The sequence below is a fragment of the Mycobacterium sp. M23085 genome (assembly GCF_045343915.1).
Lineage (GTDB): Bacteria > Actinomycetota > Actinomycetes > Mycobacteriales > Mycobacteriaceae > Mycobacterium.
In genome coordinates this window covers 5,453,805-5,467,400 of sequence record NZ_CP174280.1, presented here as the reverse complement: position 1 = coordinate 5,467,400, position 13,596 = coordinate 5,453,805, and the positions used below count along the sequence as shown (strand labels likewise).

Sequence of the window (13,596 nt, the reverse complement as noted above, 5' to 3'; positions counted from 1 at the left end):
GAGCCGCGCTGCACCAGGCGGGTGGGGCCCGGCGACCCATTACGCTGTTGTGCGACATGAGTACACGGCAGGCGCCCGGGGCGGGCTTGGCAGGTAAGCGTGGTCCCGGGTGGGCGCTGTGGTGGGGGCTGGCTTGGCTGGTGGCCGCCGCGGGGCTGAGCTATGCGGGGTGGCAGCTGTTCGGCCACACCCCCTATCGCATCGACATCGACGTCTATCAGATGGGCGCCCGGGCCTGGATGGACGGCCATCCGCTGTACCGCGGGGATGTGCTGTTCCACACGCCGATCGTGGATCTGCCGTTCACCTATCCGCCGCTGGCCGCCATCGTGTTCTGCCCGTTCGCCTGGATGCACATGCCCACCGCCAGCGTCGCGGTCACCGCCTTGACCCTGGTGCTGCTGGTGGTGTCGACCGTCATCGTGCTGGCCCGCCTCGACGTGTGGAGCACCTCGACGGTGCTGCCCGGTCCGGCCTGGCTGCGCCGGTGCTGGCTGGCCATCGTGGCCGCGGCCGCGGCGGCGGTCTGGCTGGAACCGATCAACTCGAACTTCGCCTTCGGCCAGATCAACGTGGTGCTGATGACGCTGGTGATCGCCGACTGTATGCCGCGGCGAACGCCGTGGCCGCGCGGCCTGCTGCTGGGCGTGGGGATGGCGCTGAAGCTGACCCCGGCCGTGTTCCTGCTCTACTTCCTGCTGCGGCGTGACAACCGGGCGGCGTTGACCGCGCTGGCGTCCTTTGTCGGGGCGACGCTGCTGGGTTTCGTACTGGCCTGGGACGACTCGTGGGAGTACTGGACGCACACCGTGCATCACACCGATCGGATCGGTTCCGCGTCGTTGAACACCGACCAGAACATCGCCGGCGCCCTGGCCCGGCTGGGCCTGGGACAACAGGAACGTTCCCTGCTCTGGGTGGCCGCGTCGCTGCTGGTGCTGGCGGTGACGGTATGGGCGATGCGACGGGTGCTGCGCGCCGACGAGCCGGCGCTGGCTCTGGTGTGCGTCGCGCTGTTCGGATTGGTGGTGTCGCCGGTGTCCTGGTCGCACCACTGGGTCTGGGTACTGCCGGCGGTGCTGGTGACCGGAATCCTGGGCTGGCGACGGCGCAACGCGGCGCTGCTGGTGATCAGCGCGGTCGGGGTGGCGCTGATGCGCTGGTCGCCGATCGACCTGCTGCCCAAGCACCACGAGGCCAGCGCGGCCTGGTGGCGTCAGCTGGCCGGGATGTCCTACGTGTGGTGGGCGCTGGCGGTCATCGTCACGGTGGGACTCACCGTCACCGCCCGCGGGGTGGCGCGCGATACCGCTCCGCAGCGGTTGGCGCCGGTTACCGCCGTCGGCTAACCGGCCGCGGTCTCGGGAATCCGCACGGGCTCGCCGGTGGCGGCGGCGTCGTTAGCGCTGTTTTTCAGGCTCGCCGCGTAGATGTCGACGTATTCCTGGCCGGACAGTCCCATCAGCTCGTAGATCACCTCGTCGGTGACGGCCCGCTCGATGAAGCGGTTGCCGGCCAGCCCCTCGAAGCGGGAGAAATCCATCGGCTTGCCGAAGCGGACGGTGACGCGGCCGAACCGCAGCATGTTCGTCCCGGGCGGGTTGACGACGTTGGTGCCGATCATCGCGACCGGGATCACCGGAACGCCGGTCTCCAGGGCAAGCCGCGCCAACCCCGTCTTGCCTTTGTACAGCCGCCCGTCCGGCGACCGGGTGCCCTCGGGATACATGCCGAGCAGCTTGCCCTGGCTCAGCACCTGCTGCGCGGTGTTCAGCGCGGCCTGGGCGCTGTCGGCGTCGGTGCGGTCGATCGGCACCTGTCCCACGGCGGTGAAGAACCACCGCTGAAACCAGCCCTTCAAACCGGTGCCGGTGAAATATTCCGACTTGGCCAGGAAGGTGATTCGGCGCCGGACCACCAGCGGAAGGTAGAAGCTGTCCATCACCGCCAGGTGGTTGCTGGCCAGTATCGCCGGACCGGAGCTCGGAACGTGTTCTATGCCTTCAACTTTCGGCCGACCCAGCAGCGACAGCAGCGGGCCGAGGAGCACGTACTTGAATAGCCAGTACCACATGGCCCTCCCTCTCGGCTGTAGGCGCTGATGTTCTGCGCCAACTGTACCCATCCCCACCCGAACCGACCACCTGCGGCGCGGCCCGCTCACTCCTCGAGCGTGACCGGGATGGGCTGATAGCGGGTTCGTGATTGGGCGTCCTGGGCGGCGTTCTTCGCGTCGCCCGACGGGCCGGGGCCACCGCCGGGCGGACCGTCCGGCGGTTCCGGCGTCGGCTTGGGTGACCGGTCGATGTCGTTGACGATGTCGCGGACCACCTCGAGCAGGGCGATGCTGTGGTCGGCGATCGCGGTGAGCAACGGGTGCTGGTCGCCGGTTGCCAGCGCGGCCAGCGCGCACACCGGGCACCACACCTGCTGGCACTTGCCGGTTCCGACGCCGGCACCGGCCGTCAACGCCGCCGCCGCGCGCACCGCGGGGTCGATGCCGTCCAGGATGGTCTGGGCGAGCCTGCGAAGTTCCGGACCGATGTCGGAATGAGCCTCACTCACCTCGGCCACACCTCCGGATCTGGTCGAAAACGCACCGTCAGTTCGCTGCCGCGCAGGTGTGCGTCCAGCACGGTGCAGCGCCGAAGCACTGATGCCAACCTAACCCTGCGCCGCAATCCCCCGGCACTGATGACCAGATCGTCATCGACGCGGCCCAGCGTCAGGGCCGACGGATCGAGTTGCGGCAACGCCAGCCGCATTCGGTAGATGGACCCTAGCCCCGTCCCGGATTCGAGGTCCACGGTGGGCCGCAGCGGACCGGGTGGCGCCGCGCCGCCCCGGCGCCGGGCGGCGTCGAGCAACCCGCTCAGCGCCTTGGGGCCGATCGGCTCGCCGGACAGGTGCGGGGTCATCACCAGCGCCACCCCACCGATGGTGGCGTCGAGCTCGTCGAGCACGCTCTGCTGCTCGGCGATCCGCTCGGTGTACCAGTAGAAGGCGGGGTGCTCGGGCAGATTGTGGTACTCGTACGAGTCGTCTTGCAGCAGAACCTGGTTCACGATCAGCTCTTCGACCCGTACCCCCATCAGCGCCAGAGATCCCAGCGTCCGGGCCGCCTCGGCGGCGACCACCCGTTCGGGCGTCAGCACCAGGTGCGCGCTGACCAGATCGCCGTCGGTGAGCAGGCTGCTGAGCGACTCCACATGAGAGCTGATCCGCTCGAGCAGTTCGACCACCGCCGCCGACCGGGTGTCGTCGGCGGTGACGGACAGCCGGCGGTGCCGCGGCCACGCCCGCTCGACGTACAGCCCAAAGGTGGCGGGCAGCGTCAACATTCGCAGGGCATCGGCCGTCGACGCGCAATCGACCACCACGCGGTCCCATTGCCCGGATCGGGCCAGCTCTCCGACGGCGTGCAGACCGAGCACTTCCTGAACACCGGGGAGAGCTGAAAGTTCTTCGGGCGCAATGGTATTCAGTTCAGAGTCGGGAAAGCGCCGGTTCAGTGTGGCGACCACGTCATGCCATCGGACCTCAAGCAGACCCAGCGTGTTCAATGCCAGCGCATCGAGAAACCCGCCGTCGGCCTCCGCTTGCCCGGTCTCGAGGTCGGCGAAGACCCGCACCGGTTCGCCTCGACTCGGCGGGACCGCGATGCCCAGGACGTCACCCAGCGAGTGCGCCTGGTCGGTGGAGACGACGAGCACGCGCTGCCCGGCGCTTGCGGCACCGACGGCGGTGGCGCAAGCCAAGGTGGATTTCCCTACCCCGCCTTTGCCGACGAAAAGGCTGATCCGAGCCGGGGCGGGCGCTCCGAATTCAGTGGACTCACTCAGCCTCGACTCGTTTCTTGAGATCTTTCAGCGCGGTGTCGGTCAACCGGCGCTCGGCCTTGCGCTTGAGCAGGCCGATCATCGGCATGGCCAGGTCGACGGAGAGCTCGTAAGTGACCTCGGTGCCAGATCCTTTGGCCGCCAACCGATATGAGCCTTCAAGGGATCGCAGCAGCGAGCTCGACACCAGCGTCCAGCTCACCGATTGGCGATCTTTGGGCCACTCGTAGGACATCACCATCGTGTCTTTGATGACCGTGGCGTCCATAACGATCCGCGCGACTTTGGGGTAGCCGTCGGCGTCCTTCTCCTGAACCTCGGCTTCCTTGTACTCCGAGATCCACTGCGGGTAGGAATCGATATCCGCGATCACCTGCATCACGGTGGCCGGGTCGGCTTCGATGTAGATGGTTTGCGTCGTCTTCTCCGCCACCTGGTTGCTGCCCTCTCTCCCGCGAACGGATCGACTCCCGCAATGTCGGGGACCCCGCGGGTCTCGGACCGACACGGTACTCTCCGCGCGGCCCTGACCCGGCTAAACTACCGGAGAAACTCCGACCGGACGTGACCGTTCCAGTGTCGTCTTGACCTCGAAGGCCATTTTCTTACCCGCCACCCGACGGCGGTGCGTCATCTTTGCCAAGTTCAGCTTGGCCAGTTGGTAGGCCGCGACCCCGGTCGGCTCGGCGTGCAAGAAGTAGTGCAGCACGACACCGTCCAGCGACGGTTCCAGCCAGACCTCCATGGTCCCGGTCAACGCGCCGGTCACCGACCAGCGGATGCCCTTTTCCCCGCGATCCTCGACGACCTGCAGTCGCAGGTCCGGCCACCAGCGGCGCCAGCTCGACTGGTCGGCGACCGCGGCCCCCACCCGTGCGCCGGCGGCGGCGACAAACGTCTCATCCGCGACCTGGATGCTGTTCATCATCACAGCTTCACACACGGCTCCGTGGCGTCCCGCCCAGGGCGGGGCGTAGGTGGCGCCGGGCAATCGCGGGGCCGGCCTGACCCAGTCCGGCCGTGCTGGGTCAACGCGCGGATTAGGCTGGTTGCCAGCAACCCGGCTCCCGGGAATCTTCACGAGGTCAATCGAGGTCATAAGAGTGCGTGAGTACAGCGTCCCCGCCCGCTTCTCCGTCGGCGAACACGACAACATCGCGGCGATGGTCTTCGAACACGAGCGCGACGACCCCAACTTCGTCATCTACCAGCGCCAAGTCGAGGGCGAGTGGACCGACGTCAGCTGCGCCGAGGCGGCCGAGCAGATCCGCTCGGCCGCTCTGGGTTTGATCTCGCTGGGCGTGCAGGCCGGCGACCGGGTGTCCATCTTCTCGGCCACCCGCTACGAATGGGCCATCCTCGACCTGGCGATCCTGTCGGTGGGTGCGGTCACCGTGCCGATCTATGAGACGTCGTCGGCCGAGCAGGTGCGCTGGGTGCTGCAGGACTCCGAGGCGGTGCTGGCGTTCGCCGAAACCGACGAGCACGCCGCGATGGTTACCGAGCTGACCGCCGAACTGCCCGCGCTGCGCCGGGTGCTGCACATCAACGGTTCGGGACCCAAGGCGCTCGACCAGCTGGCGGAGGCCGGTGGCTCGGTCGACCCGGCCGAGCTGACCGCGCGCCTCGAGGCGCTGCGGGCCGAGGATCCGGCGACCCTCATCTACACCTCCGGCACCACCGGGCGGCCCAAGGGCTGCCAATTGACCCACTCGAATCTGCTCTATGAGACGCGGGGCGCCAAGGAGAGCCTGCCGACGCTGCTCGACGAGGGCCAGCGGCTGCTGGTCTTCTTGCCGCTGGCCCACGTGCTGGCACGCTCGCTCACGTTGTCCGCGTTCGCCAACAAGGTCACCGTCGGATTCACCAGCGACATCAAGAATTTGGTGCCGCTGTTCGCGGTGTTCAAACCGACCGTGGTGGTGTCGGTCCCCCGGGTGTTCGAGAAGGTCTACAACACCGCCGAGCAGAACGCCTCCAACGACGGCAGGGGCCGCATCTTCGCGGCGGCCGTCCAGACCGCCGTCGACTGGAGCGAGGCGCAGGATCGCGGTCGGCGCGGGCTGGTGCTGCGCGCCAAGCACGCCTTGTTCGACCGGCTGGTGTACAACAAGCTGCGCGCCGCACTGGGCGGCGACTGCCACGCGGCGGTCTCCGGCGGCGCGCCGCTGGGCTCGCGGCTGGGGCACTTCTACCGCGGCGTGGGTTTGACCATTCACGAGGGTTACGGCCTGACCGAGACCAGCTCGGCGATCACCGTCAACCAGGTCGGCAACGTCAAGATCGGCACCGTCGGAACGCTGGTGCCCGGCAACAGCATGCGCATCGCCGAGGACGGCGAGCTGTTGGTGCGCGGCGGCGTGGTCTTCAGCGGCTACTGGCGCAACGAGCAGGCCACCGACGACGCCTTCACCGACGGCTGGTTCAAGACCGGCGATCTGGGCGTGCTCGACGAGGACGGCTTCTTGAAGATCACCGGGCGCAAGAAGGAGATCATCGTGACCGCGGGCGGCAAGAACGTCGCGCCCGCGGTGCTGGAGGACCGGCTGCGCGCCCATCCGTTGATCAGCCAGGCGATGGTCGTCGGGGACAACAAGCCGTTCATCGGCGCGTTGGTCACCATCGACCCGGAAGCGTTCGACGGCTGGAAGCAGCGCAACCAGAAGGGGGCCGGCGCCTCGGTGGGCGAGCTGACCACCGACCCCGACCTGGTCGCGGAGGTGGACGCCGCCATCAAGGACGCCAATCAGGCGGTGTCGCACGCGGAGTCGATCCGCAAATTCCGCATTCTGCCGGTCGATTTCACCGAGGACACCGGTGAGCTGACACCGACGTTGAAGGTCAAGCGCAACGTGGTGGCCGAGAAGTTCGCCTCCGATATCGAGGCGATCTACGAGAAGGACTAACGGGCCCGCTCGGGTGCTGTTCAGCCGAGCAGCGCGCTCAACCGCGCCGCCAGGGCGTCCCAGCGCCATTGCGCCGTCACCCAGTCGCGCCCGGCCGCTCCCATCGCGGCCGCCCGGTCGCGATCGGTCAGCAATTCGGTGACGGCGTCGGCGATCGCGCCCACCTCGCGGCCGTCGACGACCAGCCCGGTCTTGTTGTGCTGCACCGTTTCTGGTGCTCCCCCGGACTTGCCGGCGATCACCGGCACGCCGGTCGCCGAGGCCTCCAGGTAGACGATGCCCAACCCTTCGACGTCCAGCCCGGCGCCGCGGGTGCGGCAGGGCATCGCGAACACGTCGGCCAGCGCGTGGTGGGTGGGCAACTCGGCCGCCGGTACACCGCCGGTGAACGTCACGTCGTCGGCCACCCCGCACTCGCGGGCCAGCGCGCGCAACGCCTGTTCGTAGGGGCCGCCGCCGACGATGACCAGGGCGGCGCCCTGGACGCGTCGCCGGATCGACGGCAGCGCTTTGATGAGCATGTCCTGCCCCTTGCGCGGCACCAGCCGGGACACGCAGACCACGGTGGGCCGCTCCCCCAACCCGTAGCGGTCACGCAGCCGGGCGCGGCCCGCCGGATCGGGCCGGAACCGGTCGATGTCCACTCCGGACGGCAGGTATTCCAGTGCAGCCTTGGGGCCGAAGGCCGGCGCGAACCGGGAACGGGTGTAGCGGCTGACGAAGGTGACGACGTCGGTGTCGTCGCCGATGCGGCGCAGTACCGAGCGGGCGACCGGGAGCATCGACCACCCGACCTCGTGCCCGTGCGTGCTGGCCAGCACCCGGCCGGCCCCGGCGTCGCGGGCGCGCTGGGCCAGTAGCGCCAGCGGCGCGGCCGCGCCGAACCAGACGGTGTCGATGCCCCGATCGGCGATCAGCCGGCGCATCCGGGTGTCGACCGCGGGGCCGGGCAGCATCAGCGTGCCCGGGTGCCGCACCACCGGATAACCGGCGGCCTCGTCGTAAGCCTCGGCGCCCTTCCATTGCGGCGCGTACACCGTCACCGAATGCGACCCGGCCTCGACCAGCCGGCCGACGAACTCACCGAGGTAGGACTGGATGCCGCCCCGGCGGGGCGGAAAGTCGTTGGTTACCAGCAGGACCCGACTCACCTGCGTCAGGCTAGCTTGGCGACGATGCGGACGGCGCACCCGGTGTGAGCCGCGCGGCCCGGCCCTAGTGGGTCAGCCACTGTTGCCAGCGGGTGAGCAGACCCGCCGGGCTGGTGGCCAGCACGTCTTGGCTGGCGGCGGCCATGTCCGCGTGCCTGATGCCGCAGGTGGCCAGGTAGAGCTCGCGCAGCTTCGGCGGCCCGTAGGCATCCGCGACGAAGCGGGCGAACCACCAGGCGCGGTCGTAGGCCAGCGAGCGCTGCGTCCCGGGCACGTCCAGGTCACTGTCGACGGGCAGCGTCATGGGCAGCAAGGTGTCGGCGGGCACCGGCGCGGGTGGGCGGCCGACGAAGTCGGCCACCCCCTCGGTGAGCCAGCGGGGTGCGTCCGCGACGGTGTCGGCGCGCGCGGCGTAGTGAAAAAGCTCGTGGGTCAACACGATTCGCAACGATGCGGTGCTCATGCCGGCAGCGCCGGGGGCGAACACGATCCGCTGGCCGACGGCGACCCGGCGAACGGGATCAACGCGGTCCGCGACCGTCACCGCCGCGATATCGGCCCATTGCTCGGCCGGCCCCCCGCCCGCGGCGGCGCGGAATTCCTCGTCCGTTCCGGCCACCACCACCGAGATGTCGCGGGTCCAGTCGACCCCCCAGAACGCCTCTACCGCCGTGATCGCCGCGGCCATGTTCGACGCCACCCGGGTCAGCAACCGGTCGCCGGCGGGGCCGCCGAGGGCCCGCAGTCGGACGGTGCGGTCGCCGATGGCGATCGACTTCGCCGACGCACCGCTTTGGCTGCGGGCCGGCATGACCAGTTGCGCGGGCCGGATCCGGCTTTCCCGAACGGCGTCGAACGGAACGGCCGCGGCCACCAGCAGTTCGACGACGAATACCCAAGCCAGCAGCGTCGAGAGCCGCCGTCGTCGCGGTCGGGGTTGGCTAGTAACGGCGGGCGTCGTAGATCGGGCCGCCGGCGCTCATCGGCGCCACCCGGACCGGCACGCCATAGGTCGAGGAGTGGATCATCATGCCGTCACCGATGTAGATGCCGGTGTGCGAGGCGTCGGAGTAGAAGGTCAGCACGTCACCGGGCTGCAGATCCCCGAGCGAGACGGGCTGGCCGCCGTGGGCCAGCGCCTGGCTGGAGTGCGGCAGCGAGATGCCGGCTTGCTGGAACGCCCACATCACCAGGCCGGAGCAGTCGAATCCGCCGGGCGCGGAGCCACCCCATACATAGGGCGAACCGACCTGGGTCAGCGCGGCCTGCACGACGGTGGCGCGGTCACCGCCGCCGACCCCGCCGGGAGCCGTTCCGGGCAGTCCGGGCATTCCGCCGGCGGGCGGCGCCTCGCCCGGCGCCTGCCCGGGAGGCGCGCCCGGGGGCGCGGCTTCGGGTGCCGGAGCGCCCGGCGGCGGCGCGGGGTTGGCCAGCGCGGTGCGCTGATCGGCAGTCAAAGAAAGGTATTGCGACTTCACGACGGCGATCTGCACCTGCAGCTGGCTCTGCTTGGACTGCAGGCTCGCCCGGACCGCGGCGGCCTGTTCCGCCGCGCTCTTGGCGTCGGCGGCCGACTTGGCGGACTCCCGCTCGGCCTTGGCGGCCTGCTCTCCGGCGATCCGGAAGCTCTTCATCTGGCTGGCCATCTGCGCGGCCATCACCCGCTGCACGGCCAGCTTGTCGATCAGCCCCTGCGGGGAGCCGGCGGTCAGGATGGCCTCCATGCCGTCGACGTGACCGCCCATGTAGGTCGCGGCGGCCAGCTTGTTGACCGAGTCCTGATACGAGGACAGGTGCGCCTTGGCCGCATCGACCGCGGCCTGGTCATCGGTGTGCTTCTTGTCCGCGGCGCGTTGGGCGGCCAGCTTGTCGTTCAGATCGAGCTGGGCACTGTGCATCGCCTCGGTGGTCTGCTCGGCCTGGCGGGACAGTTCGTTGAGTTTTGCCGTGGCGTCTTCGGCCGGGTCTGCCCACACCGGGGCGGTGGTGACGCCGGAGAAGATCGCGAAGCCAGCTAGCGCCCCTATGGCCGTACGTGTGAGAGCACGCGCAACCGGGTACCTAGAGTCAAGCCTCAAGATTTGCTTCCTTAAACGGCCATCGACGGGATAGGTCGTCGAGCTGGTTTAGGTCTCAAACAGGTTACGAAACGATATCGGCGTTTGTCCAAAGCGAGCGGTTAAGAAATTAGAAAGATTCCTGTCATTTCTATGTGAATCGTTTCGCGTGGCCCGAGGACCTTTGTGGGACAAGGCGATTACGCTACACCAGATCCTCGATCCCGACGAATAGGCACGAGACGAAGGCGCGGCGCCAAACCGGCTTCGGCGAGAACTTCCAAAGCCGCTCGCTCGTCGTGCAATAAAGTATCCGGGACCCCGAGTATCACGCTGACGACACAGTCGCGGCAGCCGGGGCCGCGCACCGCGCAGTCGTCGCAGTCGATCACCACCGGTGACCCCGGGTCCGGCGGCGTCATGCCGATGTCGGTCGGTCCAGTTCTTGGTGCCATCGGGCTCGGTCCTCTCGCTCTGGCCCGGCAAACTCGGTGGGCGTACATCACGCCGGACTGATCGAACGGTAACCGCGGGCACCGACATGTCCGGGTCCCCGCGTTCCGGCGGTTACACCCGGCGTGGCAGCCGCGCGGGTGTCGGTCGTGGCGCTTAACGTCACCGCCGTGGCTTCCCGGGGTGCGACTCAGCTGAGCTTCGCCGACGCGGGGTCGCCGTTCACGCCCGACGAGCTCCCGCTGCGCGAGACCACCTTCGTGGTGGTCGACCTGGAGACCACCGGCGGGCGCACCAAGAGCACCGCGGGAACCGTTCCCGACGCCATCACCGAAATCGGGGCGGTCAAGGTGCGCGGAGGCGTGGTGCTCGGCGAGTTCGCCACCCTGGTGGACCCGCAACGCAGCATCCCGCCCCAGATCGTGCAGCTGACCGGCATCACCACCGCGATGATTTCCGACGCACCGACCATCGACTCCGTGCTGCCGATGTTCCTGGAGTTCGCCGGTGACGCCGTGCTGGTCGCGCACAACGCCGGGTTCGACATCGGCTTCCTGCGTGCCGCGGCGCAGCAGTGCGACATCGCCTGGCCGCGGCCCCGGGTGCTGTGCACGGTCCGGCTGGCCCGCCGGGTGCTCAGCCGCGAGGAGGCCCCCAGCGTGCGGCTGGCCGCGCTGGCGCGGCTGTTCGCCGTCGCCACCCAGCCCACCCACCGCGCCCTGGACGACGCGCGCGCCACCGTCGACGTGTTGCACGCCCTCATCGAACGGGTGGGCAACCAGGGCGTACACACCTATGCCGACCTGCGCGCCTATCTGCCCGACGTGACGCCCACCCAGCGCCGCAAGCGGGTGCTCGCCGAGGGCCTGCCGCGCCGGCCGGGGGTGTATCTGTTCCGGGGGCCGTCGGGCGAAGTGCTCTACATTGGCACGGCCGTCGACCTGCGACGCCGGGTCAGTCAGTACTTCACCGGGGCCGAACCTCGGGGCCGCATGAAGGAGATGGTCGCGCTTGCCGGCGCGGTCGACCACGTCGAGTGCGCCCACGCGCTGGAGGCCGGCGTGCGCGAGCTACGGCTATTGGCCGCCCATGCCCCGCCGTACAACCGGCGGTCCAGGTTTCCGCAGCGCTGGTGGTGGGTCGCGCTCACCGACGAGGCCTTCCCCCGCCTCGCGGTGGTGCGGGCGCCGCGGCACGACCGTGCCGTCGGACCGTTCAAAGCCCGCGCCGACGCCGCCGACACGGCCGCGCTGCTGGCCCGGTTCACCGGGCTACGCAGCTGCACCAACCGGCTGGGCCGCTCGGCGTTGCACGGGCCGTTGTGTGCCGAGGCCGAGGTGTCGCCGTGCCCGGCCGCGCGCGGCGTCACCGCCACCCAGTACGCGGCGGCCGTGGCGCGGTTCGCCGCCCTGGTCGACGGCGTGGACAACAGCGCGCTGAGCTCGGCCGTGGACCAGGTCGGCGCGCTGGCCGAGCGGCATCACTTCGAGAGCGCCGCGCGACTGCGCGACCGCACCGTCACCGCCGTCGAGACGCTGTGGCGCGGCCAGCGGCTGCGTGCCCTGGCCGCGCTGCCCGAGCTGATCGCCGCCGCACCCGACGGCGAGGGCGGCTATCACCTGGCCGTCATCCGCCACGGCCAACTTGCCGCGGCGGGCAGCGCCCGGCGCGGGGTGCCGCCGATGCCGGTGGTTGACGCGATTGTTGCTGGGGCACAAGCGATTCTGCCCATGCCTGCCCCGCTGGGCGGCGCGCTTGTCGAGGAGACGGCGCTGATCGCGCGCTGGTTGACCACGCCCGGGGTGCGCATCGTTCGGGTGGCCGAGGACGGCTGGGCGTCCCCGCTGCGATCGGCCGGCGCTTGGTCGGCCTGGGCCGCGGCGGCGCGCTCGGCGCGACTGGCCGCAGAACAGTTTTCGGCGCAGGCTTGGCCTGATTGCCCGCCTCCTCCTCGCCCCGCCGAGCGGGCCGCATCGTCGCCGGGCGGGCGCCGCTCAGACCTGCTGGCCGAACCGCACCCATCGCGCGAGCAGGTGTTCGGCCGCACCGGAATCGATCGCCGCGCCGGCCCGGGCCAACCCGTCCTCCCACGCCGGCAGCCATTCAGCGCGGCTGGATAACCCGGCGTGGGCCACGATCGCCCCGGCGGCATTGAGGACGACGGCGTCGCGCACCGGGCCCTTGCCACCGGCCAGCACCGCACGGACCTCCGCCGCGTTGGCCTGGGCGTCACCGCCCAACAAGTCGTCGAGATCGGCTCGGGGAAAACCGAATCCGGCCGGATCGAACGTCAGCCTGTCCACGGTGCCGGCCTGCACCCGCCAGATGGTGCTGGTGGTGGTGGTCGTCAGTTCGTCGAGCCCGTCGTCCCCGTGCACCACCAGCACGCTGGACCGGCGGGCGGCGAACACGCCGGCCATCACCTCGGCGAGTCCGCCGAATGCGCAGCCGATCAGCCCCGCCCGCGGCCGGGCCGGATTCGTAAGGGGCCCAAGGAGATTGAACACCGTCGGTACGCCGATCTCGCGGCGCACCGCGGAGGTGTGCCGGTAGGAGGGGTGAAACAGCGGCGCGAAGCAGAACCCGATGCCGACCTCGGCGAGGCTGCGGGCGACCTCATCGGGCCCCAGGTCGATGCGAATGCCGAGCGCCTCGAGCGTGTCGGCGCCGCCGGACAACGACGAGGCCGCCCGGTTGCCGTGTTTGACCACCGGCACACCCGCGGCCGCGGCCACGATGGCCGCCATCGTGGACAGGTTCACGGTGTTGACGCCGTCGCCGCCGGTGCCGACGATGTCGACGGTGTCGTCGCGGATGGCGCCCGCGGGCATCGGCAGCGCGTGGTTGAGCATGACCTCGGCCAGCTCGATGACTTCGGCCGAGGTGGGCACCTTCACCTGCATCGCCACCGCGAAGGCGGCGATCTGGGCGGGGCTCGCGTCGCCGGACATGATCTGGTCCATGGCCCAGGCGGCCTGCCCGCGCGTCAGGTCCTGACCGCTGGTCAGACGAGACAAGACCCCCGGCCACGAGGTCGCGGACGGGCCGGACGGCGAAGCCTGCGATGCCAAAGCCACGCGCCGATGGTCCCACGAGGACCACACCAGCCCCAACCTCCGGCGAACCGGCCGCGAGCGGCCCGTTGCGTCCCCGGGCGCGACGCGCAGACACAAAAGCCGCCCCGGGTGGA

Annotated in this window: 12 protein-coding genes and 1 pseudogene; 3 read left to right on the top strand and 10 right to left on the bottom strand. The window is 69.9% G+C overall.

Features of this window, described 5'->3' with window-relative positions; translation table 11 throughout:
- The first annotated feature begins 56 nt into the window (after positions 1-56).
- Complete coding sequence (locus ACIUM1_RS25470; RefSeq protein WP_406815237.1) at positions 57-1,349, top strand: glycosyltransferase 87 family protein; 1,293 nt, start codon at positions 57-59, stop codon at positions 1,347-1,349.
- Here the strand turns inward: ACIUM1_RS25470 and ACIUM1_RS25465 are convergent.
- The 5 genes from ACIUM1_RS25465 to ACIUM1_RS25445 all read right to left on the bottom strand — a co-directional run bounded on the left by ACIUM1_RS25465 (position 1,346) and on the right by ACIUM1_RS25445 (position 4,764).
- Positions 1,346-2,074 carry a lysophospholipid acyltransferase family protein gene (locus ACIUM1_RS25465; protein WP_406815236.1) on the bottom strand — a complete coding sequence of 243 codons (729 nt, stop codon included), beginning with the start codon at positions 2,072-2,074 and terminating at the stop codon, positions 1,346-1,348. The genes ACIUM1_RS25470 and ACIUM1_RS25465 overlap by 4 nt on opposite strands.
- Positions 2,075-2,160: 86 nt before the next feature.
- Positions 2,161-2,565, bottom strand: coding sequence for a hypothetical protein (locus ACIUM1_RS25460; RefSeq protein WP_406815235.1), 405 nt, complete (start codon positions 2,563-2,565; stop codon positions 2,161-2,163).
- The gene (locus ACIUM1_RS25455) at positions 2,562-3,842 is read right to left on the bottom strand and encodes an ArsA family ATPase (protein WP_406817862.1); all 1,281 of its coding nucleotides are present in this window, start codon (positions 3,840-3,842) and stop codon (positions 2,562-2,564) included. The genes ACIUM1_RS25460 and ACIUM1_RS25455 overlap by 4 nt, the downstream gene beginning before the upstream one ends.
- Positions 3,835-4,272 (bottom strand): SRPBCC family protein, encoded by a 438-nt coding sequence (locus ACIUM1_RS25450; protein WP_065075751.1) that lies wholly within the window; start codon positions 4,270-4,272, stop codon positions 3,835-3,837. Before ACIUM1_RS25450 ends, ACIUM1_RS25455 begins: the two co-directional genes overlap by 8 nt.
- Positions 4,273-4,374: 102 nt before the next feature.
- A complete protein-coding gene (locus ACIUM1_RS25445; protein ID WP_406815234.1) occupies positions 4,375-4,764 on the bottom strand; it encodes a polyketide cyclase / dehydrase and lipid transport in 390 nt (129 codons plus the stop codon).
- Between the two features lie 178 nt (positions 4,765-4,942).
- Here ACIUM1_RS25445 and ACIUM1_RS25440 point away from each other — a divergent pair, with 178 nt between their 5' ends.
- Positions 4,943-6,745, top strand: a complete 1,803-nt coding sequence (locus ACIUM1_RS25440; protein WP_406815233.1) for an AMP-dependent synthetase/ligase — start codon at positions 4,943-4,945, stop codon at positions 6,743-6,745.
- Between the two features lie 20 nt (positions 6,746-6,765).
- On the opposite strand, the gene pimB is transcribed toward ACIUM1_RS25440, so the two are convergent.
- From pimB to ACIUM1_RS25420, 4 genes are all read right to left on the bottom strand, one after another.
- Positions 6,766-7,896 (bottom strand): GDP-mannose-dependent alpha-(1-6)-phosphatidylinositol monomannoside mannosyltransferase, encoded by a 1,131-nt coding sequence (pimB, locus tag ACIUM1_RS25435; protein WP_406815232.1) that lies wholly within the window; start codon positions 7,894-7,896, stop codon positions 6,766-6,768.
- A 64-nt stretch (positions 7,897-7,960) separates the two neighbouring features.
- The gene (locus ACIUM1_RS25430; protein ID WP_406817861.1) at positions 7,961-8,803 is read right to left on the bottom strand and encodes a hypothetical protein; all 843 of its coding nucleotides are present in this window, start codon (positions 8,801-8,803) and stop codon (positions 7,961-7,963) included.
- 34 nt (positions 8,804-8,837) lie between these two features.
- Positions 8,838-9,974 (bottom strand): peptidoglycan hydrolase RipC, encoded by a 1,137-nt coding sequence (ripC, locus tag ACIUM1_RS25425; protein WP_406815231.1) that lies wholly within the window; start codon positions 9,972-9,974, stop codon positions 8,838-8,840.
- Positions 9,975-10,153: 179 nt separating this feature from the next.
- Positions 10,154-10,408, bottom strand: a complete 255-nt coding sequence (locus ACIUM1_RS25420) for a hypothetical protein (protein ID WP_406815230.1) — start codon at positions 10,406-10,408, stop codon at positions 10,154-10,156.
- Between the two features lie 123 nt (positions 10,409-10,531).
- Between ACIUM1_RS25420 and ACIUM1_RS25415 the strand changes: the two are divergent.
- A pseudogene (locus ACIUM1_RS25415) lies at positions 10,532-12,463 on the top strand (DEDD exonuclease domain-containing protein); the annotation flags it as partial.
- Here the strand turns inward: ACIUM1_RS25415 and trpD are convergent.
- On the bottom strand, positions 12,401-13,483 hold the full coding sequence (gene trpD, locus ACIUM1_RS25410) for an anthranilate phosphoribosyltransferase (RefSeq protein ID WP_406815229.1): 1,083 nt from the start codon (positions 13,481-13,483) through the stop codon (positions 12,401-12,403). The pseudogene ACIUM1_RS25415 and the gene trpD overlap by 63 nt on opposite strands.
- Positions 13,484-13,596 lie beyond the last annotated feature (113 nt).